Source organism: Polynucleobacter sp. es-GGE-1, assembly GCF_018882005.1.
GTDB lineage: Bacteria > Pseudomonadota > Gammaproteobacteria > Burkholderiales > Burkholderiaceae > Polynucleobacter.
The window spans coordinates 223,334-244,682 of the sequence record NZ_JACVPE010000006.1 but is presented as its reverse complement, the minus strand read 5'-3'; the positions used below and the strand labels follow the sequence as shown (position 1 = coordinate 244,682).

The following is a 21,349-nucleotide window of genomic DNA, read 5'->3' as shown; positions in this document are numbered from 1 at the left end:
TTAGGGAATAAAAAAGGCCCGCGATGCGGGCCTTTTCATTAATGCGAACTCAGAGTGATTATGAAACGATCACGAACCAAGTAGTGTTATGTGATTGTGCAGACATCAAGAACAACATTGGCACTGAGAGTACTGTATTCAAGCGGGATGTCAACATCGCAACGCGTGCAGATTTTGCTTTGACATCAGCTTCAACAGTTACGATGCCAAGAGCACGTTTCTGATTAGGCCAAATGATGAACCATACGTTGAAAGCCATTATCAAGGCAATCCACATGCCCAAGCCAATTGCACGGAATGGTGCTTGTAATGTAAACGCTTGATGGAGATAGCCATTCAAAGCAGCAACAATCAAACCAGTCACTACTGTGAAGAGTGCTGCGTAACGGAACCAAAACAATGCTGTTGGAGCAATCACTTTACCAATCGCTGGCTTTTGCTCATCTGGGATTTTTGGCATAGATGGAATTTGCACAAAGTTGAAGTACCAGAGCAAACCAATCCACATCACACCAAACATCACGTGCAACCAACGGAATATGAATGGCAATTCAGCAGAGCTAAAGTTACCGCCCAAAGCGAGAATAATTAAAACGAGGAGCACAAAACCAGCTAATACTGTGCGTCCCAATGAGGTCAAAATTGAAGCCATGAAAGGATCTCCTAGATATAAGAATGCGCTGTAACTATAAACGATTCTGCTGATTTTGTTCGGGTAGCCAAAATTCCATCATTCTTACCCAAAATTGTCACTTCGATAGTGACTTCGCCCAGTTTGGGGCGCAAAATAAGCAAAAAACAGCAACCGAACGAGACAATATATGCCTGCCCCATCTTTTTTCAAAACACTGATTTACCTCACGCTCACAGCATTTACTTACATCTCTAGCGTCTACGCTCAGGAATTTCCACCTAAGAAGACCATCACGATTGTGGTTGGCTTTGCAGCCGGCGGATCTGCTGACAGTGCAGCTCGTGTGATTGCCAAAAAATTAAGTGAAGATCTTGGACAAAATGTGATTGTGGACAATAAGCCCGGTGCTGGTGGCAACATTGCGCATGCTTATACCGCTACTGCACCAACTGATGGATCGGTCATCCTCTTTGGCTCCATCGGACCACTGTCTATCGCACCGCATCTGATGAAATTGCCCTATGATCCCCAAAAAGATTTAGCCCCCTTAACGATGGGGGTTACCTTCCCGAATGTCTTGGTGGTAATTCCAGAGCTGGGTGTCAAGAACTTTAAAGAATATATAGCGCTAGCCAAAAAGAATCCTGGCAAGATTACTTTTGCCTCTACAGGTAGTGGCTCTGCATCTCACTTACAGGGTGAACTCTTAAACGTACGTGCTGATATTGATACCGTTCATGTCCCCTATAAAGGTGGCAGCCCAGCGATGGTCGATCTTCTAGGTGGCCGAGTCTCTTCTTATTACTCTGCTCTAGCGACTGCTGATCCCTATATCAAGAATGGCAAGCTCATTCCGATTGCGACCACTGGATTAAAACGCGCACCCACCCTTCCCAATGTTCCAACGATTGCAGAGTCAGGCTATCCAGGATTTGATGCCAGTAACTGGTATGCATTTGTAGCACCAGGAAAAACGCCTGACATCATTTTAGAGAAGTGGAATAAAGCGCTAGTAGCAGCGCTGAAAGACAAGGCCACTAGTACGCAATTAGCCGAGCATGGCTTAACGCCCAATCCAGGTAGCAGAGAAGACTTACAAAAATATATTGCGAGTCAATCTGCGATGTGGGGCAAGATCATCGCAGATAAAAAGATCACTGATGAGTAAGCTCTGCAGAGTTACTCAAAGCTAGCGCTATTGGTAACAAATATTTACTGAGCAGCCCAACCGCCATCCATATTCCAAGCTACGCCACGAACTTCAGAGGCGTCAGGACCACAGAGAAATACCGCAAGCGCGGCTAACTGCTCTGGAGTTACAAACTCTCCAGACGGTTGCTTCTCCGATACCAAGGCAGTCTTAGCGGCGTCATTAGAAATACCTTCACGCTCAGCGCGGGCATCTACCTGCTTTTGTACCAATGGTGTCAATACCCAACCTGGGCAAATCGCATTACAAGTAATGCCAGTGCGGGCATTTTCAAGTGCAGTGACTTTGGTTAAACCAATGATGCCATGCTTAGCAGCAACGTAAGCTGCCTTCTGCGTTGACGCAACCAAGCCATGAACAGATGCAATATTAATAATACGGCCCCAGTTACGCTGTTTCATTCCCGGCAGCGCATGATGTGTCGTATGGAATGCAGAACTTAAGTTAATGGCAATGATGGCATCCCATTTATCTGTTGGGAATTCTTCAATATTGGCGGTGTACTGAATGCCAGCGTTATTCACCAAAATATCCAATGAGCCAAAACGTTTTTCCGTTTGCGCAATGAGATCTTTAATCTCGGCAGGCTTACTCATATCTGCGCCGTGGTAATCCACTTCGACCCCACAGGCCTTGATCTTGGCAATCGCTTCCTCTTTTTCGCCAAAGCCATTGACCATGATGTTGGCACCTTGTTTTGCCAAAGCAATGGCCATACCCAAACCAATACCGCTAGTAGATCCTGTCACTAGGGCTGTTTTACCTTTTAATGAAGACATATCGATTTTTACCGTATCAAGTTAACCCAAAGACTAGCCCAATGAGGGCTTGCCTAAAAACTTGATGTTACAGGATGTGCAAACCCTAATTCGGGGTTATGCACCGAGGTCATGGGAAGCCTTGAAAAATTAGATTTTCTTGAGCGCCCGCAGGATCTTCTCACAGGTAATTGGCTGATCAAACACTGCAGTATTAAACGGCAGCAAAGCATCGTTGATAGCATTTTGGACTGCGCCAGGAGCACCAGCAGTTCCGGCTTCACCAGCCCCTTTGGCGCCCAGCTTAGAAGATTGGGTTGGGGTTTCTACGTGAGCCACCTCAATATCTGGCATCTCGTTTGCCATCGGCACAAGGTAGTCAGCCATACTGCCATTACGCAGCAAACCACTCTCATCGTAGAGACACTCTTCAAAGAGCACACCACCGATACCCTGAACAATCGCGCCGCGAACTTGCTCATCCACCAACATCGGATTAAGTACACGGCCACAGTCTTCTACCGCCCAATGTTTGAGGAGCTTCACAAAGCCGGTATCAGGATCTACTTCCACATAAGAGGCTTGCACACCGTTAGTAAAGATGAATGGGTAATCTTTTTGGGTGTAATGGCGAGTCACCATTAAGTCTGCAGAAAAGCCCACTGGCAGAGTATCAGTCCGGAAATAGCCAATGCGACCGATTTCACTAAAGGGCAATAACTGTTCACCAGTCGCTTTATCCAAAACATGACTGCGATGTACGCTTAACTCAGCAACCGGACGATTCAAAATCGCGCCCGCCAGTTTCAAAATATTTTCTTGCAATGCTTGGCAGGCCAGCAATACTGCTTCGCCACCAACGCCAGCCCCACGGGAAGCCCAAGTACCACCGCCGTAAGGAGTGACATCGGTATCGCCAGTAACAATACGTACTTGATTGATAGATACACCTACAGCATCCGCAGCAATCTGCGCATAGATACCTTCTGTACCTTGACCTTGTTCGCCAACGCCTACTAACACGGAAACTACACCACTAGGATCTAAACGCACTGAAGCGCCATCTTGAGACGCAATACGCGCACCACCTACTCCATAAAAAGCAGGACTTGGGTTAGTGAGCTCAATTAAGGTTGCAAAGCCAATGCCACGATAAATACCCTTCTTACGCAACTCTGCCTGCTCTTTGCGCAAAGCTGGGTAATTCATCATCTTTTCAATCGTATGCAAGCATTGTTCGTGTGAGAGCACTTCTAATTTGATGCCCGAGATTCCAGAACAGGGATAAGCATCATCAGGGATCACATTGCGCTTACGAAACTCTAGCGGATCCATCTGCAACTTTTGAGCAGCCAAATCGACCAAGCCCTCAGTCACCGCACACGCAATTGGGTGACCAACTCCACGGTATTGGCAAGTGGGGGTTTTGTTCTGAAATACCACATCTAAATGCGCACGATAGTGCTGATGCTTGTAAGGACCACCAACCAAGTTCACTACTTGGTTGCCCTCAATTGCACTGGTCCTGGGGAACATGGAATAAGGTCCAATACCCGTTAGGTCATGAATCTCAAAGGCTAAGATATCGCCTGCTTTATTAGCCGCAATCCGCCCTTTAATGCGGTGCTCACGAGCATGAATATCGCTTGTAAAGGATTCCAAGCGATCGGCCACAAACTTCACTGGGCGCTCTAGCATCATAGCCAAACCGACGGTCGCAAAATCATCAGGATAGGCGTGTACCTTAATACCAAAAGATCCGCCAACGTCTTTACAAATCACATGCACATCAGATTCAGATAAACCAAACTGACGGCAATACAAGTCTTGCATCATATGCGGCGCTTGTTGCGAGTGATACACCGTCAGACGACGCTCACCGGGGTTGTAATCTGCAATTTGGCAACGCGGCTCTAGGGTTACGCCAGTGTGGCGCCCAAAACCAAAAGTAGCTTCAGCGACAACATCTGCAGTCGCAAAGGCTTCATCAACATTACCAACATCTAAGCTGCGGGTGAAGCACAAGTTGTCACCCAATTCTGGATGAATCAATGGCGTCTTCGGATCCAACGCGGACTCCATAGAGATCACAGCAGGCAATTCTTCCCACTCCACATCAACGAGTTGCAGGGCATCTTCTGCCTGCGCCCTTGTCTCTGCGACCACGGCAACTACCGGCTCACCTTGCCAGCAAGCCCTATCAATTGCAAGAGCATGCTGAGGTGCGGATTTCATACCAGCTAAGTGACCTAGGGTAGCAACCCAAGGCTTACAAATTTTTGCCATCTGAACGCCATCAACGATCGCCAGAACACCTTGCATCTTGCTCGCATGCTCAGTATGAATTTTGCCGATCTTCATATGGGCTACTGGTGAACGCCAGAAGACCACGTGACCCATGCGTGGCAATTGAATGTCATCAATATATGTGCCTTGACCTTCCAGCAAGCGACGCGCGCTATGTCTTGGTTCGCTATTACCGATGTAGCGTTGATCGTTAGTAACGGGATCGAGAACGAGTCCCTTCAAATCGCTTGGCTTATTCATAATACGTTTCCTAAATCCCTTAGGCGTGAGCAACGACAGGTTTAATTTTTTGACCCTTAGCACGAGCCTCTAAAACATCGACAATCGCATCAACGATAGAGTGATAACCAGTGCAACGACAATAATTTCCAGAGATCCATTCGCGAACCTCCTCACGACTAGCCTTAGGCTGCTTTTCAATCAGCTCAGCAGCCGCCAGCAACATCCCCGAAGAGCAGAAGCCGCATTGCATAGCGTTATGGCGCATAAACGATTCTTGAAGATCAGCTAGAGCACCGCTTTTTGTTAGACCTTCAATCGTTTCAACTACACAGCCATCAGCTTGCACTGCCAAATATAAACAACCGCGGATGATTTGACCATCCACCTTGACGGTGCAAGCACCGCAAGCACCCTGCTCGCAACCGAGATGTGGGCCTTTAAGATGTAAATCCTCGCGGAGAAAATCAACCAAATGACGACGTGGCTCAATTTCTGCATTGACAGCAACACCATTCACCGTCATCGATACTTTTTTCTTCAAGCTCATTTTCAAATCTCCGAACAATCTGAGTAATTAGGCAAGCATGTGCTTGAGACCACGCTCAAGCAATATACCAATCAAATGGGTCTTCGCTTCTGCACTATTGGTAATATCTGCAATCGCATCTATTTCTTCGCGCGCACTTGCTACCGCCTGTGCAATCAACTGATCATTTAAAGACTGCCCATTGATCAAATCTTGCGCAGCACTTGCCATTACAGGTGTAGCACTTACTGAGAAGAAGGTAAATGCGCAGTGACTTAATACGCCCCCTTGTTTCTCAGCCACCGCTGCCAAACCAGCGACCGCGTAATCGCCATGACGCCTTGCTAGTTCGTGGAAGTAAAAAACTTGATTGCTAGTAGCCAGTGGAATTTCAGTAGCGACCAGAATTTCATCTGGCTCTAACGAAGTGGTGTACAGATCAATAAAGAAATCTTTGGCAGCAATTTTGCGCTCGCCACTAGGCCCATGAATCACCATAGTGGCTTGTAAAGTCAAACTGCAAGCAGGCCATTCCGCCGCAGGATCGCCATAAGCGAGTGAGCCGCCCCATGTTCCTAGGTTACGAATCGCTCGATGCGCAATATGAGGCGCCGCAGCTTTTAAAAGTGGCGCGTGTTTTGCAACTAAAGCAGAATCTTCGATTTCGGTATGAGTAACGAGCGCACCAATCCGCAGTTTGTCGCCTACAACAGAAATCCCCTTGAGCTCGGCAACATCGGTAATATCAATCAAGATGCTTGGCTCTGACAGTCGCATATTGAGCGTAGCCAGAAGTGTTTGTCCGCCAGCAATTAATCTCGCGTCATCACCGCCTTGCTCCAGCAAAGACAAAGCATCACTTAAAGCCTTTGGCTTTACATAGTCAAATGCTGCTGCTTTCATTCTGTCTCCTCCACTGCTAATTGAAGTAAGCCTTTGTGGCTCTTTTGATTTCTACTTTTAACTACTATTTTATTTTTTGAACTACTTTTTTATTCACTACCAGCGCCAGACTCCAGCGCCACTGTCTCCCCGCCTAATTCTTTTGCAAACTTTTGAAAAAAGTCATCTGCAATCTTTTTTGCGGAAGCACTAATTAAGCGCCCGCCAATCTGACCTAACTTTCCACCAATGGATGCTTCAGTTGTATAGGAAATTAAGGTGCCACCTTCAGCAGCTTTGAGCTCGACGCGTGAGCGTCCTTTTGCAAAACCGGCAGCGCCTCCTGAACCTTCGAATGCCATAGAACAGGATTGATCTGGAATCACATCACTGAGCAGTAACTTGCCCGAGAAGCGGGCTCTGACAGGCCCAATCTTGAACATCACCTTGGCATGGACTTCTTCTGGCGATATACGGCTAATCTCTTCGCAACCAGGAATGGATTTGGCAAGCACATCAACATCGTTCAATCCTCTCCAGACATCAGGGATCGATGCGGCTATGAGTTGTTCGCCATTGAGTTCCATTTAACTTCCTTGGGGTTTGTACGGATAGAGTGTTATCTACCAATTGTTCAACAATGTACCATTATTTAACTTTTGGTCAATAAGTCCAAATTCGGATAAACCCTGAGAATCCATGCGTTTTACTGAAGATAGCGTTTCCAGCCCAGAGCAAGCCGAAAATTCGGCTGAAATACTCATACCGGCACGTCGCAGAATGAATACCGCCGATCGGAAGCGCCAAATTTTGGATCGAGCGATTCAGTTTTTTGCTAAATACGGCATTGAAGCTCAACTGCGTAATCTCACCAAAGAATTGGGCGTTACCCATACCCTGCTCTATCACTACTTCCCCACTAAAGAAGCCTTAATTCAAGAAGTCTACAAAGAGGTTTTCGAATCCCGCTGGAAACCCGAATGGGAAGCATTGTTAGACGATCAAAATCTGACGCCAGAAGAAAAGTTCAATGCCTTTTATTTGGATTACACCAAGACAGTACTCACTTACGACTTTGTGCGGATCTTAATCTTTTCAGGATTAAGCGATCAGTCAATTAGTGACCGCTTCTTTGAGCTCTTGCGCTCACGCTTGTTGCCGCGACTGATTCGTGAAACACGCAAATACTGTAATCGACCAGTAGAGCCAAAACCAACCGAGCGCGAGCTTGAATTCTTGATGGGCCTGCATGGCGGTATTTTCTATATTGGCATGCGCCGCTGGATCTATGGCCAAGCCATCTATGCCCCGAGCATTCCAAATTCTGAACAGGAAATCATTCGCGACCGCGTTGAGTCCTACTTACATTCCGCTAAAACTTTATTTGCTTAATTAAAAAGGTCATTATGTCCAATCTAAGCCTCAATCACTTCTCGATCCGTAGTCTAGAGATTGAAAAAACAACAGAATTTTTCAGTAAGCTGCTGGGCTTAACCGTAGGCCCAAGACCAGAGTTTCCTTTTCCTGGTGTATGGCTCTATAACGGCGACGATAGCAGCTGGGCAAACGCAGTACTGCATTTGATTGCGATTGATAAAAATGATCCAGATGGTTTAAAAAAATATCTAGGTGATCGTGATACCAGCTCACTTCATGGGTCAGGCGCGGTTGATCACATCGCCTTTTTTGCAACCGGCCTAGAAGAAAAAATTGCCTTGTTGAAGCAACTCAAGGTTCCTTATCGTGAGCGCACGGTTCCCGTCTTAAAACTTCACCAAATCTTTTTGGATGATCCTAATGGTGTGGTGATTGAGCTCAATTACCCTGCCGAAGAAAAAACAGCCTTAGACGCGAAGGCTGCATAAGGAATTAGCCATGGCAAAAATACTAGTGGTTGGCGGATCCTTAGGCGGTTTATTTGTAGCAAACATCTTGCTACGCCAAGGTCATGACGTCACCCTTCTAGAAAAAGCGACTGGCTCCCTTGATGGTCGTGGCGCAGGCATTGTGACGCACGATGCCCTTGCTCAAGCTTTACGTGCCGCTGGTGTAAGCGTTGATCACACACTAGGGGTACCAGTGACTCAACGCGTTACCCTAGGTTCAGATGGTCAAAGTCTAGGTGAGATGGAGTTGCCACAAATACTCACATCCTGGAGTCGTCTGTATCACATGCTCAAAGAAGCATTTCCAGTAGAGCGCTACTTGCAAGGCAAGACTGTCAAAACCGTAATGCAAGATACCAATGCAGTAGAGGTGCATTGCGAAGATGGCAGTCAATACAAAGCAGAATTATTAATTGCGTCTGATGGCATTCGTTCAGGTGTTAGAGCACAAGTTGCCCCAGATATTCAACCTGAATATGCTGGCTATATTGCTTGGCGCGGTGTCTGTGATGAGGCCTGTCTCTCGCAATACACGCTTGAGACGCTATTTAATCGTTTTGGTTTTTGCCTTCCTAATGGAGAGCAGATGCTCGGTTATCCTGTAGCCGGATCTGGCAACGATACCCGCCCAGGCAAACGTCGTTATAACTTTGTTTGGTATCGACCTGCTTCTGAGCAGGAAGAGTTAGTTAGCTTACTCACCGATGATGATGGCCATTACTATCCTACTGGCATTCCCCCATTAAAAGTTTCCTGGAAACACATTGCCCATATGCGCAAAGTCGCTCGTGACATTTTGGCGCCACAGTATGCAGAAATTTTAGAAAAAACGGCGTCTCCTTTTTTGCAAGCCATTTACGACGTGCGCTCTGAGCAAATTGTATTCGGCAGAATTGCCTTGATGGGTGATGCGGCATTTGTAGGTAGACCCCACGTTGGTATGGGTGTTACCAAAGCGGGTGATGAGGCTATCGTGATTGCAAAACAGATTGAAACCCTGGGCGTCACCCCGGAAGCTTTGCAAGCCTATAGCGCTGAGCGCCTCAAATTAGGCCAACAAGTAGTAGCGCGAGCCCAGTATTTAGGGCGTTATATGCAGTCTCAGGGTAGCAAAGGAACAAGGGATGCCGATAATCTCAAACGGAATGCCGGTACGGTCATGGCAGAAACTGCCATCGACATTAGCGATTTATTAGCCCAAGGGAAAGCAGTACCTGAATCTGCCCATTAAAAGGCGCATTCAGTTAAGATTTGATAAACAAAAAGTATTCTTATTTAAACAAGTTTTATATGGAGGAGACAACCATGAAACAAAAAGTAACGAATCAAACTAGAAGAAAGATGTTGATTGGCGGCGCTGCTGCTGCAAGCACCCCACTTTGGCTCAACGTTGCCAATGCCCAAGCCGAAACTATCAAGATTGGTTTTCCAACTCCATTGACTGGGCCATTCTCTGCTGAAGCGCAAGACCAAGTCAAAGCTGCTGAACTGGCTATTAAAGAATTCAATGATGCTGGTGGATTTAATGGTCGTAAAGCAGAACTTCTAGTACGCGACGACAAACTTAATCCTGGTGAAGCCGCTACTCGCACTCTCGAATTGATTGAAAAAGATAAAGTGAATTACGTGGTTGGCTCACTTTCTGCTGCTACCCAACTCTCCATCAATGCCGTATGTAAAGAGCGCAAAGTACTCTTTAACTCCATCAGTCAATCTGATGCGATTAACGAAGTAAAAGATTGGAGTGTCTATACATTCCATGAAGCTTTGAACCCAACCATGACAGCGGGTGCAGTAGCGCGCTACTCCATTCCCCGTTTTGGTAAGAAGATTGTGTTCCTCACCGCTGACTATGCGTACGGACATGAGATGGTGCGTGCGTTTGAGCGTGCTGGTAAAGAAATGGGTGCCACTACCTTGGCTGATATTCGTCATCCATTGGGTGCATCGGATTACTCCGCATTCTTGCCACGCATTAAAGCCTTGAACCCTGATATTTTGGTACTCTGTAACTTCGGACGGGATTTGGTAAATGCTGCCAAACAATGTACTGACTTTGGTCTGAAATCGAGTATGAAGATCGTGACACCAGTCTTGTTGTATACCTCACGTCTAGCAGGTGGTCCAGAAGCGTTTGAAGGCATCATCGGCGGCACCTCTTACTACTGGGGTCTAGAAGATCGTATTCCAACAGCCAAAACATTTAACGATGCTTTCCGCAAGATGTATAACGGCTCTGTTCCATCCGATTACGGTGCATTAGGTTACGCTGGCGTGAAGAGCGTATTGGCATCGGTCAAGATTGCTAAGTCCACCGACACTATGAAAGTAGTGAGTGCGATGGAGAACCTCAAGTACGACTGGTACAAAGGTCCTGAGTACTATCGCAAGTGCGACCACCAAGCAGTTCAAACCGTCATCATCGTAGAGTCTAAATCTAAGAATATGAAAGACAAATATGATGTCTTCAATATTTTGACAATTGAGCCCACTACTGAGAAGAATATGCGCTCCTGCGCAGAGTTAGGTCACAAAGCCTAATAGCAAAATCAGGGAGGATCAGTTGATCTTCCCCGAACCACTCCCCTTGAACCTGATGGTCTTGGGGAGTTTTTCTGAGTACATTTATGACTGGTCTGACGTTTGAACTTTTATGCATGCAACTGCTTACGGGAATTGCCCTAGGCAGTATCTATGCGCTTTTAGCACTGGGTTTGTGCCTCATTTTTGGCATGCTCAACGTAGTGAACTTTGCCCATGGCGCTTTTTTTATGGTCGGCGCTTTCTTGGGCGTGTATTTCTTAGGTGTCACTGGCAACTTCTGGTTTAGCTTAATCCTCACACCTTTGCTCACTGGATGTCTTGGCTTGGTAACGGAACGCTTCTTAGTAAGACCGCTTTATGGTCGCGGACTGGACTACCCGCTGCTACTCACTTTTGGTCTGTCATATGTATTGATTGAAGTCATGCGCGTGACATTTGGTATCGAAGGTTTACCCTCGATCACACCTGATGGTTTAACTGGCACCATGAACGTTGGCATTGGTTACTTCCCTAAATACAGACTCTTTTTGATTGGCGCAACAGCACTCATTATTTTTGGCGTTTGGTTCTTGATTCAAAAGACACGCTATGGCCTCATTATTAAAGCAGGCGCGGCTGATCAAGAGATTGTTAAAGTACTCGGGGTCGATATCGCCAAAGTATGGCTCTTAGTCTTTGGTCTGGGCTGTGCTATTGCTGGCCTGTCAGGCATCCTGGCTTCACCAACCCGCTCCGTCAACCCAGAGATGGGTATTCCCATTTTGGCGGAGTCATTTGTGGTGACTGTAGTTGGCGGCATGGGCTCACCTGTTGGCGCTGTGGTTGCGGGCTTATTGGTTGGCGTGGTTTACAGCATGACCTCCCTCTTCTTTCCCGACCTGTCCGAATTATCTATTTTTGTATTGATGGCCGTTGTCTTGTTAATTCGACCACAAGGCCTCTTTGGTAAAGCGGGGGCGATGGGCTAAGGCTCCGTATTTTATGAATTCATTTTTCCAACTCATCGCTCGTCATCGCGTTTTAGCGAGCACCCTATTCTTAGCGATCTTCCCGTTCATCATGCCGTATGAGGCGCTGGCAATTAATATCCTCATCTTTGGTTTATTTGCCATGGGCTTTAACCTGCTGTTTGGCTACATGGGCTTGCTCTCATTTGGACACGGAGCCTTTTTGGGTATTGGCAGCTACCTTACTGGTATCAGCATCGTTCACTATGGCTTAGGATGGGCTACTGCCATCTTGGTAGGCGTGATTGGTGCTGCAATTGGCGGACTCATCATGGGCTTTTTAGCGATCCGCACTCGGGGAATTTATTTCTCGATGGTGACATTAGCGCTTGGCCAAATTGTCTATTACATCTTCTACAAAGCAGAAAGTCTGACTGGGGGTGAAAATGGTTTACGTGGTGTCCGCGTCGACTCATTCAACATCTTTGGCATCCCAGTTGACTTCCTCAACCCCATGGTGAAGTACTACATCATTCTCTTCTTCGTAGTCATTGCGATTTGGTTGATCTCCCGTATTTTGAACTCACCGCTAGGTGCAGTCATGGAAGCCATTCGTGAAAATGAAAAACGCGCAGCAGCCTGTGGCTTTGATGTCGCTAGAACTAAATTGCTCGTATTTGTATTGTCAGCTGCCATTTGTGGATTAGCTGGATCATTACGAGCCCTACACCTTTCCATTGTTCCGATTGATTCCTTGCATTATCTGCAATCTGGTCAAGCGGTGATGATGAGTATCTTGGGCGGTATGGGCACCTTCTTTGGTCCATTTGTAGGTGCCGCAGTGATGCTCTACCTTGAAGACGTTGTTACCACCTTTACAAAACATTGGATGGCGGTGGTTGGCCTAGTATTTATGTTCTTTGTGCTGTTCTTCCCTAAAGGTATCTGGGGAACCATTCTGAGCAAGCTACAAGTTAATCGGGATTTAAAATAATGAATAGCGTAAGCACTCCTATTCTTGAAGCGCGCAATGTCAGCAAGAGCTTTGGTAAATTCAAAGCCCTACAAAATGTTTCTACCAGCTTTATGCCTGGAACATTAACCGCGATCATTGGCCCTAACGGCGCAGGGAAAAGCACTTTCTTTAACGTCTTAAGTGGCGCATTCCCTCCGACTAGCGGAGAAATCCTCTTTAACGGCAAAGATATTACCGGCATGCAGCAACATGAGTTTGCACGTATTGGTATTTCTAAAAGCTTTCAGATCACGAATGTTTTTAAGCAACTGACCGTTCATGAAAATGTTCGCGTAGCTGCACAAATGGAAACGGCCCGCTATAACTTTCTGCGAAATGCCCAAAGCTATCCAGGTCCGATTGAACTCGCAGAGCAACTTCTACACCGCGTGAACTTAGAGCATCTGCGCAATAAGAAAACGGGTGATCTTGCTCATGGTCAACAACGGGCTCTAGAAATTGCGATGGCTTTAGCTTGCAACCCTAGTCTCCTTCTTTTGGATGAGCCTACTGCAGGCATGTCCCCTGAAGAGACCTTAGTCATGATGGAGCTCATTCGTACTTTAGCTAGCGAGCGCACCGTCATTTTGGTAGAGCATAAGATGAAACTGATTATGGGCTTATGCAAGCGCATCATCGTGCTACATCATGGTGAATTTTTAGCTGAGGGCACTCCCGAAGAAATCCAAAATAATGCTGAGGTGCGTCGTGTGTACCTCGGTCATGGTTAATTGAAGGTTCCTTATGTTGCGCATTGAAAACTTAAACGCTTGGTATGACCGCAGTCACGTCTTGCAAGGCATCTCACTTGAAGTAAATAAAGGAGAAATTGTGACCTTAATGGGTCGTAATGGTGCCGGTAAGACCACTACCCTGCGCTCACTCATGGGCTTGCTCTCTAAGCGTCAAGGCAAAGCCTCAATCGATGGCATATCCTTTTTAGATCTGCCTGCACATGAGCGCTTTCACTTAGGTCTGGCTTATGTACCAGAAGACCGCCGCATTGTTCCAGGTTTGACTGTTAAAGAAAATCTGGAGTTAGGTGTGATTGCCCAAAAGAGTCGTGGTGATATGAGCGCTTTAGTAGATGAAATTGCTGAGACCTTTCCTAGGTTGAAAGAGCGTCTTCAACAGGATGGCACTTCCATGTCGGGTGGAGAACAACAAATGCTCGCCATTGCTCGCGCCATGATTGCTAAACCAAAAGTCATTTTGCTCGATGAACCCTCTGAGGGCATCATGCCAGTCTTAGTAGAAGAAATGTTTGAGCTCTTTGCAAAACTGAAGCAGCAAGGCTTAACGATTCTATTGGTTGAGCAAAATGTCCAGCAAGCTTTGAGGATCTCTGACCGCGCTTATATCTTGGATCAGGGAGAAATTGTGTTTCAGGACACCGCTCAGAATCTTCTCAATAACGACGAGATCCAGCAGAAGTATTGCGCTGTTTAGTTCGCTGCTTAGTTAGCGTTTGAGTTAGCCACTTGGTTGATGATTAAATCAAGTGCAACCAATGGCCTAACTGGTGCCAAAAGCTCTCAGGTACCAAGGACAACAACCAAGTTAATATTAAGTAGCGCAGCATCTTGCCGAAAAACATATACATCAGGCACGATTTCCAAGGTAGCCTTAACCACCCTGCTGCAACACACAAGGGGTCACCAAAACCGGGTAACCAAGAAAGCAGCAGCATCTTTGGTCCCCACTCTCCAAGCCAAGCTTTTAGACGGCTATCTTTAGTTTCAGCAATGGATTTAATGCGACTGCGAGCGAGCAATCCCAGCCACCAATCCAGCATGCCTCCCAAGGTATTGCCAACCGTAGCCACCAGTATTGCCACCCAATACAAATGGGGATTGAGAGAGATGTAACCAAAGAGAATGGGCTCAGAGCCAACAGGAAGTAGGGTTGCTGAAACAAAGGCGCTAATAAACACTGCTGGAAGACCCACCGAGGGCATGCCAAACCATCCAAAAAAATGCGTGAGTGCGTGCTCCATGAAACGCATACCCCTTTGAGTAACTTTGTTGGGATTGATTTAATCCCATCTAGGCTATTTTGCCCTGTTTTGTGGATTCTCCATGATTTCCAAATCTTGCTTAAACTAATGCCTTTACAGCAAAAGCAGCACCCATCTTATAAAACGAGAGATTCATGAATCACCCCATTCCCAAGCCTGATCAATATCAAGATATGCGCGAAGCCTTACGCGACCTCTGTAATCGCTTTGATTCGGCTTACTGGCAAAAGATTGATCACGAACGTGGCTATCCAGAGGCATTTGTAACAGCGATGACTGAAGCGGGTTGGTTAGCCGCACTGATTCCAGAAGAATATGGTGGCTCCGGATTGGGCTTGGCAGAAGCTTCTGTCATCATGGAAGAAATTAATTTTTCTGGTGGTAATTCTGGTTCATGCCATGGTCAGATGTACAACATGGGTACGCTACTTCGCCATGGTAGTGAAGCTCAGAAAAAAATGTATCTACCGAAGATTGCCAGTGGTGAGTTGCGCTTACAAAGCATGGCAGTGACTGAACCAACAACAGGTACCGACACCACTAAGCTCAAAACAACTGCAGTCAAAAAAGGTGACAAGTATGTCGTGAATGGTCAGAAGGTTTGGATTTCTCGTATCCAACACTCAGACCTCATGATTCTCTTGGCGCGCACCACCCCTATTAATGAAGTACAACGTAAATCTGAAGGGATGTCGATTTTTATCGTTAATCTCAAAGACGCCATTGGTAAAGGTATGGAAGTCAGACCTATCGCCAATATGGTGAATCATGAAACCAACGAAGTCTTTTTCGATAACCTAGAAATTCCTGCAGAAAATCTCATCGGTACTGAAGGTCAAGGTTTTAAATACATATTAGATGGCCTCAATGCAGAACGTGTGCTGATTGCTGCTGAATGTATTGGTGATGCCTACTGGTTTATCGATCGTGCACGTCGCTATGCCAATGATCGCGTAGTATTCGATCGCCCGATCGGCAAAAACCAAGGTATTCAATTTCCGATTGCTGATAGCTATATCGAAACAGAGGCAGCCAACTTAATGCGCTTTAAGGCTTGCGAACTCTTTGATAGTCATCAGCCCTGTGGTCCTGAAGCTAATATGTCAAAGTACCTCGCTGCCAAAGCCTCTTGGGAAGCGGCAAACGTTTGCCTCCAAACCCATGGTGGCTTTGGTTTTGCAAATGAATACGATGTTGAGCGTAAATTTAGAGAAACGCGCCTCTATCAAGTAGCTCCGATTTCAACAAACTTGATCTACTCTTATATTGCTGAGCACGTTCTTGGCCTACCAAGATCTTTCTGATTCTGCTAATAGGCCTTTGAGATGAGCGTTCGCCCCTTAGACGGAATTACTGTTGTTGCGCTAGAGCATGTGATTGCGGCACCATTCTGCACGCGTCAGCTAGCCGATTTAGGAGCGCGCATCATTAAGATTGAACGCCCTGGTGATGGCGACTTTGCCAGAGGGTATGACACACAAGTCGAGGGACTGTCATCTCACTTTGTATGGGTCAATCGCTCAAAGGAGAGTTTGACGCTCGATCTCAAACAAGAATCAGCAATTGCCGTATTGAAGAATTTATTAAAGACTGCTGATGTCTTCATTCAAAATTTGGCACCTGGTGCAGCAGCCCGCATGGGACTGACTGCAGAAGCCTTGCAAAAAGATAACCCTGGTTTGATTTTGTGCGCCATCTCTGGCTACGGTAACGATGGTCCTTATCGCGATAAAAAAGCCTACGACCTCTTAATTCAGAGTGAGGCTGGCTTTCTATCGATTACTGGTACGCCTGAGACGCCGAGCAAAGCCGGTAACTCCATCGCAGATATTGCTGCCGGCATGTATGCCTACACTAATATTTTGGCCGCGCTATTGCAACGAGGCAAGACCGGCAAAGGTACTGTCATTGATATCTCGATGCTAGAAGCTCTAAGCGAATGGATGAGCTTCCCAATGTATTACGCCTACAAGGGGGCTAATCCACCTTCTAGAAATGGCGCATCGCATGCCACAATTTATCCATACGGCCCCTTTAAAGCGGGCGATGGCAAGACCGTCATGCTGGGTCTTCAAAATGAACGCGAGTGGGCGAAGTTCTGCGAGACCGTACTCGAAAATCCTGCACTTGCCAAAGATGAGCGCTTCGATAAAAACTTCAAGCGTAATGAAAAGCGTGCTGAATTACTAGAAATCATTAACGCCTGTTTTAGCAAACTCAGCTCTGAACAGTTAATTGCTCGCTTAGAGCAGGCGCAGATTGCTAATGCCCATCTAAATGACATGGAAGGCTTGTGGAAGCATGAGCAATTAAAGGCACGTCATCGCTGGACAGAAGTCAATACTCCCAATGGTCAAATCCCCGCACTGCTGCCACCGGGCTTAAATGACAGCTATGAATATCGAATGGACCCCGTGCCATCGGTGGGGCAACATACTGACGCCATCCTCAAAGAACTGGGTATAGCGGAATCTGAAATCGCTAATATGCGTGCAAGCGGAGCAATTTAAAGTAGCGGCGATGTAAGGTGGGCGGCATTCTCGAGATAGTGATGCCAACGTGGTCGCTTCGCCCAAGTCGTCATGTCTATGAAATCCGATTCGTTTAAATAAGACTGCACTAGTTGATTCAGCTTGGCACAGAAATCTTTGTCATAGGCAATCAAGCTAATCTCGAAGTTCAAACGCAAACTGCGTTGGTCAAAATTAACCGATCCAAAGACAGCAATTCTGCTATCCACTAATAAGCTCTTGGTATGTAGTAATCCCCCGCGAAACTCTGCAATCCGCACCCCCGATCGCAATAAATCAGCGTAGTAGCTTTTACTACTCCAGGCAACCAAGGTCGAGTCATTCAACTTGGGAACAATCAGGGTCACTTTCACACCTCGTCTTGCAGAGGCCATGAGGGCCTGCAAGAGACCATCGTCTGGACCAAAGTAAGGAGTCGTAATGGTTAATTCTTCACGGGCATCAATAATGGCCGAGAGCAACACTTGATACAAAATATCATCTCGATATACAGGGCCTGATGCAAGCTCTTGCGCAATGGCAGCCCCCTCAAACGGCGCTGCGGGAGGATTTCTATCATTGAAGTGCGTAATCTTAGGGTTATCAACGCTCCAGTCAAATGAGAAAGTCAGTTCAAACTGTGCTGCTACTGGACCTTCCACTCGAACCATGGCATCAACCCACTCACCCACCCCTGAGTCTTGCTTAAAAGTGCGTGGATCCACCATATTCATACTACCTGTCCACACGATCGAGCCATCAACGACAAATATTTTTCGGTGCAATCGCAGATCTGCCCGTCGAAACTGAAAGCGCCCCACCTGAATTGGTAATGCTTCGGTTACTTGAATACCAGCATTGCGAAAACGCGCTGGCCATTTAGATTTAAACCAAGCAGAGCTACCTAAAGAATCTAATAGCACTTTACATGACACGCCACGTTTGGCAGCAGCGATTAAAGCCTCTCCAACACGGTCTGCATCTCCACCTAAAGCCCAAATATAAAACTCGAGGTGAAGACTTTTCTTAGCTGCATTGATCTCGTCAATAAAGCATTGCAGAATTTCGAGAGAGTTTGTATGCAGCTCAAGCTTGTTCCCAGCCACAACTGGAGAGCCATTCTTGGCCTCTGCCAGTAGGCTTAAAGCTCTATCCTCTAAAGGCATCCCCAGCCTATCCTTAGCGTATTGCTGACGCATGTTCTCAGTGATCTTTTCATATTCACGATTCATGCGAGTAATTTTTCGCGTTAATTTTCGACCTACCGGGCGCTCACCAATCAGGACATATAAACCGATTCCTAACACTGGAAAGGTCATCACAATAAAGATCCAGGCAAAGGCAACGCCAACTGGCCTTCTCACCGCAATAATGACGCCAATAAAATAAGTGACCAAGAAAAAATGGGCGAAGAGTAGCCAATTTAAGTTCAGCTCAAATGTATGTTTTAAAAATAAGCTTAGTAGGTCATTCATATCAGTTCCAGTTCTGCTGCAATGCCCAAATGATCAGACAATTTCATCCATTCATGCAAAATTTCTGCTGAATGGATCTTGAGTCCACGAACATAAATGCGATCCATGGGTAATAAGGGCTTCACACTAGGAAAGGTCTTTGCTGGTGTGCCCGTTAAGACTTCAAACACCTCTTCAAACCCTGCAAGCCGCATAGGGGCACTCACACGGTTACGCCAGTCATTGAAGTCGCCAGCAACAATCGTTGGCGCGTCATTCGTCAATTCTCCAATATAACGAATAATCTCTTCTAATTGACGTTCCCTACCCCGTTCAAATAAAGCGAGGTGCACACAAAAACAATGGATCTCTGGGCTTCCATTACCCAACTGAATCACGCTATGCAATAGTCCACGCCTCTCAAAACGATAGGCAGAGATATCGTAATTTTTACCCTTATGCAAAGGGTGTTTTGACAATATCGCGTTACCGTGATGACCATCTGGATATTCCACATTTTTACCGTAGTGCCAGTCATGCCAAAAATCTTCAGAGAGAAAATGGGTTAACTCAGTTAGGGGCCATTGACCAAATCGCCGAATTCTACCGCGATGCTCTTGCTGCAGTTCTTGAAGAAACAATAAATCCGGATGATGACTTCGCATCTTTTGACGCAACTGATAAATAGTGGAATGGCGATGCAGAGGTGATAGACCTTTATGCACATTCATACTCATCACCGTAAAACGACTAACTTTGATTTGGGTCATTCACTCTGCCCTGCTGCGCGCTGGCGACGTACGCGAGCCAAATAGATCTCACCTTCCACCAGTTCTTGGCACTGCATACATTTATTGCAAATAGATGCCTGGTCCCTCAACTCATCAATCGAGTCGATAGGATGGGTGTCTAGGTATTCGCGCAGGTCAATATCCAAGACCTCGTTGCAGAGGCAGACTACTTCAGCCATAAGTCACAAATTAGGGGTATGAGTCTCATTAAACTCATTTTGCCATTGCCTTGATAGAATCGACCGAATGTTGAACGCTTTTTCAGATGCCTTTGCACTTCTTGCCCACCTAGACGGTGGAGTGCTAGGGATCGTCCTGGTCTCCCTACAGGTCAGTATGACTGCCCTCTTCTTTGGGGTTCTGTTTGGACTTCCAATCGGCGCCCTTTTAGCGACCGAAGAATTTACTGGCAAGAAAACCGTGATCGTGACCCTCAATACCCTCATGGGTGTACCCACGGTCATTATTGGGGTGATTGTTTACCTGCTTCTCTCTCGCACAGGGCCTTTAGGGACGTGGGGATGGCTTTTCACACCCAAGGGCATGATTGTGGCCCAAACACTGCTAACAACACCCTTAATTGCAGCCTTAAGCAGGCAAATTCTGGAAGATTCCTGGAAGATTCATCGGGATTCATTTATGAGCTTACGTCTGCCACTACTATCTCGCTATCAGTGGCTCATCTGGGACTGCCGCTTTTCGCTGACCATTGCCGTGCTAGCTGGTCTTGCCAGAGCAATTTCCGAGGTAGGGGCAGTCATGATTGTGGGCGGCAATATTCAAAACTCGACTCGAACCATGACTACTGCAATTGCACTAGAAACCAGTAAAGGCGACTTACCATTGGCACTTGCTTTAGGCATCGTGTTGCTGGGAATCGTATTGATTGCAAACCTATTTACTTTTATTGTTCGTCAAATGGTGGAGCGTCGCTATGGCTGATTTGACAGAGCAATTTGAAAAGTACATTGAACTGAAAGACATTACTGTCCTTAGTAATGGTCGAACCATTCTCAACATACCTCATGCCATCATTCCGGCCGATCGGATTACAGCATGCATAGGGCCAAACGGGGCTGGTAAAACTACGCTCTTAAAACTACTCGATGGCCTAATCAAGCCTGATACCGGAACGATGAACTATTCCTTTAGAAATAAGACCGCATTGGTTTTACATCACACACCCATGATTAAAGCCTCAGCTAGAACCAATATCAGCCTGGTGAGAGATGCAGATTCTGCAATCACTTTGAGTGAGATTGATCAAGTGATTGAGCGGGTGGGGCTCAAGAATTTAAGTGCTAGCCCAGCACACAAGTTATCGGCTGGCGAAAGACAGAAACTGTGCCTTGGTAGAGCTATTTTGCAAAAACCGAATTTGGTGTTGCTAGATGAACCCACTGCAAACCTCGATCCTAGCGCCACCGAGCAAGTTGAAGACATCATTCGAGAATTTAATCAACAAGGATCTGATGTGATTTTTTCCTCGCACCAACTCGCACAAGTACAAAGGCTTGCGCAGTACATCCTCTTTATTGATCAAGGCGAGATAAAAGAAAAGGGACCCGTAGGCCCCTTCTTTTCAAATCCTCAAACATCAGCAGCGAAGCGTTACTTACATCAAGAATTGCTAGCTGATTAGAGGC

General features: G+C 46.4%; 22 protein-coding genes. 13 read left to right on the top strand and 9 right to left on the bottom strand.

Annotated features, from left to right (window positions below):
* Positions 1-58: 58 nt before the first annotated feature.
* Complete coding sequence (locus tag ICN35_RS06175) at positions 59-652, bottom strand: urate hydroxylase PuuD (protein ID WP_215295169.1); 594 nt, start codon at positions 650-652, stop codon at positions 59-61.
* 169 nt (positions 653-821) lie between these two features.
* Between ICN35_RS06175 and ICN35_RS06170 the strand changes: the two genes are divergently transcribed.
* Positions 822-1,802 (top strand): tripartite tricarboxylate transporter substrate binding protein, encoded by a 981-nt coding sequence (locus ICN35_RS06170; RefSeq protein WP_215318333.1) that lies wholly within the window; start codon positions 822-824, stop codon positions 1,800-1,802.
* 44 nt (positions 1,803-1,846) lie between these two features.
* Here the strand turns inward: ICN35_RS06170 and ICN35_RS06165 are convergent, their stop codons facing one another.
* The 5 genes from ICN35_RS06165 to ICN35_RS06145 form a co-directional block, all read right to left on the bottom strand.
* Positions 1,847-2,623 (bottom strand): 3-hydroxybutyrate dehydrogenase, encoded by a 777-nt coding sequence (locus ICN35_RS06165; protein WP_215295173.1) that lies wholly within the window; start codon positions 2,621-2,623, stop codon positions 1,847-1,849.
* A gap of 129 nt (positions 2,624-2,752) precedes the next feature.
* On the bottom strand, positions 2,753-5,149 hold the full coding sequence (locus tag ICN35_RS06160) for a xanthine dehydrogenase family protein molybdopterin-binding subunit (RefSeq protein WP_216125251.1): 2,397 nt from the start codon (positions 5,147-5,149) through the stop codon (positions 2,753-2,755).
* 19 nt (positions 5,150-5,168) lie between these two features.
* Entirely contained in the window at positions 5,169-5,678 is a 510-nt protein-coding gene (locus ICN35_RS06155) for a (2Fe-2S)-binding protein (protein WP_215318336.1), read from the bottom strand.
* A 27-nt stretch (positions 5,679-5,705) separates the two neighbouring features.
* The gene (locus tag ICN35_RS06150) at positions 5,706-6,560 is read right to left on the bottom strand and encodes a xanthine dehydrogenase family protein subunit M (protein ID WP_215318337.1); all 855 of its coding nucleotides are present in this window, start codon (positions 6,558-6,560) and stop codon (positions 5,706-5,708) included.
* A gap of 89 nt (positions 6,561-6,649) precedes the next feature.
* Positions 6,650-7,126, bottom strand: a complete 477-nt coding sequence (locus ICN35_RS06145; protein WP_215295181.1) for a CoxG family protein — start codon at positions 7,124-7,126, stop codon at positions 6,650-6,652.
* Positions 7,127-7,238: 112 nt separating this feature from the next.
* On the opposite strand from ICN35_RS06145, the gene ICN35_RS06140 reads away from it, so the two are divergent.
* From ICN35_RS06140 to ICN35_RS06105, 8 genes are all read left to right on the top strand, one after another.
* Positions 7,239-7,931 (top strand): TetR/AcrR family transcriptional regulator, encoded by a 693-nt coding sequence (locus tag ICN35_RS06140; RefSeq protein WP_216125249.1) that lies wholly within the window; start codon positions 7,239-7,241, stop codon positions 7,929-7,931.
* A 14-nt stretch (positions 7,932-7,945) separates the two neighbouring features.
* Positions 7,946-8,404 (top strand): glyoxalase, encoded by a 459-nt coding sequence (locus ICN35_RS06135; protein ID WP_216125241.1) that lies wholly within the window; start codon positions 7,946-7,948, stop codon positions 8,402-8,404.
* 10 nt (positions 8,405-8,414) lie between these two features.
* Positions 8,415-9,656 (top strand): FAD binding domain-containing protein, encoded by a 1,242-nt coding sequence (locus ICN35_RS06130; protein WP_216125239.1) that lies wholly within the window; start codon positions 8,415-8,417, stop codon positions 9,654-9,656.
* Between the two features lie 74 nt (positions 9,657-9,730).
* Positions 9,731-10,966 (top strand): ABC transporter substrate-binding protein, encoded by a 1,236-nt coding sequence (locus ICN35_RS06125; protein ID WP_251369956.1) that lies wholly within the window; start codon positions 9,731-9,733, stop codon positions 10,964-10,966.
* An 86-nt stretch (positions 10,967-11,052) separates the two neighbouring features.
* Positions 11,053-11,937 carry a branched-chain amino acid ABC transporter permease gene (locus ICN35_RS06120; RefSeq protein ID WP_255535731.1) on the top strand — a complete coding sequence of 295 codons (885 nt, stop codon included), beginning with the start codon at positions 11,053-11,055 and terminating at the stop codon, positions 11,935-11,937.
* A 13-nt stretch (positions 11,938-11,950) separates the two neighbouring features.
* Entirely contained in the window at positions 11,951-12,910 is a 960-nt protein-coding gene (locus ICN35_RS06115) for a branched-chain amino acid ABC transporter permease (protein ID WP_215295189.1), read from the top strand.
* Entirely contained in the window at positions 12,910-13,662 is a 753-nt protein-coding gene (locus tag ICN35_RS06110; RefSeq protein WP_215295190.1) for an ABC transporter ATP-binding protein, read from the top strand. Before ICN35_RS06115 ends, ICN35_RS06110 begins: the two co-directional genes overlap by 1 nt.
* 13 nt (positions 13,663-13,675) lie before the next feature.
* A complete protein-coding gene (locus tag ICN35_RS06105) occupies positions 13,676-14,380 on the top strand; it encodes an ABC transporter ATP-binding protein (RefSeq protein WP_216125238.1) in 705 nt (234 codons plus the stop codon).
* Positions 14,381-14,423: 43 nt separating this feature from the next.
* Here ICN35_RS06105 and ICN35_RS06100 read toward each other — a convergent pair whose 3' ends face one another.
* Positions 14,424-14,927, bottom strand: a complete 504-nt coding sequence (locus ICN35_RS06100; RefSeq protein WP_216125236.1) for a YqaA family protein — start codon at positions 14,925-14,927, stop codon at positions 14,424-14,426.
* A gap of 155 nt (positions 14,928-15,082) precedes the next feature.
* Here ICN35_RS06100 and ICN35_RS06095 point away from each other — a divergent pair, with 155 nt between their 5' ends.
* The gene (locus tag ICN35_RS06095; protein ID WP_215295195.1) at positions 15,083-16,252 is read left to right on the top strand and encodes an acyl-CoA dehydrogenase family protein; all 1,170 of its coding nucleotides are present in this window, start codon (positions 15,083-15,085) and stop codon (positions 16,250-16,252) included.
* 21 nt (positions 16,253-16,273) lie between these two features.
* Entirely contained in the window at positions 16,274-17,458 is a 1,185-nt protein-coding gene (locus tag ICN35_RS06090) for a CaiB/BaiF CoA-transferase family protein (RefSeq protein ID WP_216125234.1), read from the top strand.
* On the opposite strand, the gene cls is transcribed toward ICN35_RS06090, so the two are convergent.
* The gene (gene cls, locus ICN35_RS06085; protein ID WP_216125232.1) at positions 17,455-18,933 is read right to left on the bottom strand and encodes a cardiolipin synthase; all 1,479 of its coding nucleotides are present in this window, start codon (positions 18,931-18,933) and stop codon (positions 17,455-17,457) included. The genes ICN35_RS06090 and cls overlap by 4 nt on opposite strands.
* Positions 18,930-19,682, bottom strand: a complete 753-nt coding sequence (locus ICN35_RS06080) for an endonuclease/exonuclease/phosphatase family protein (RefSeq protein ID WP_215295201.1) — start codon at positions 19,680-19,682, stop codon at positions 18,930-18,932. The genes cls and ICN35_RS06080 overlap by 4 nt, the downstream gene beginning before the upstream one ends.
* A gap of 267 nt (positions 19,683-19,949) precedes the next feature.
* On the opposite strand from ICN35_RS06080, the gene ICN35_RS06075 reads away from it, so the two are divergent.
* The gene (locus ICN35_RS06075; protein WP_216125230.1) at positions 19,950-20,645 is read left to right on the top strand and encodes an ABC transporter permease; all 696 of its coding nucleotides are present in this window, start codon (positions 19,950-19,952) and stop codon (positions 20,643-20,645) included.
* On the top strand, positions 20,638-21,345 hold the full coding sequence (locus ICN35_RS06070; RefSeq protein ID WP_216125228.1) for an ATP-binding cassette domain-containing protein: 708 nt from the start codon (positions 20,638-20,640) through the stop codon (positions 21,343-21,345). The genes ICN35_RS06075 and ICN35_RS06070 overlap by 8 nt, the downstream gene beginning before the upstream one ends.
* Positions 21,346-21,349: the final 4 nt, after the last annotated feature.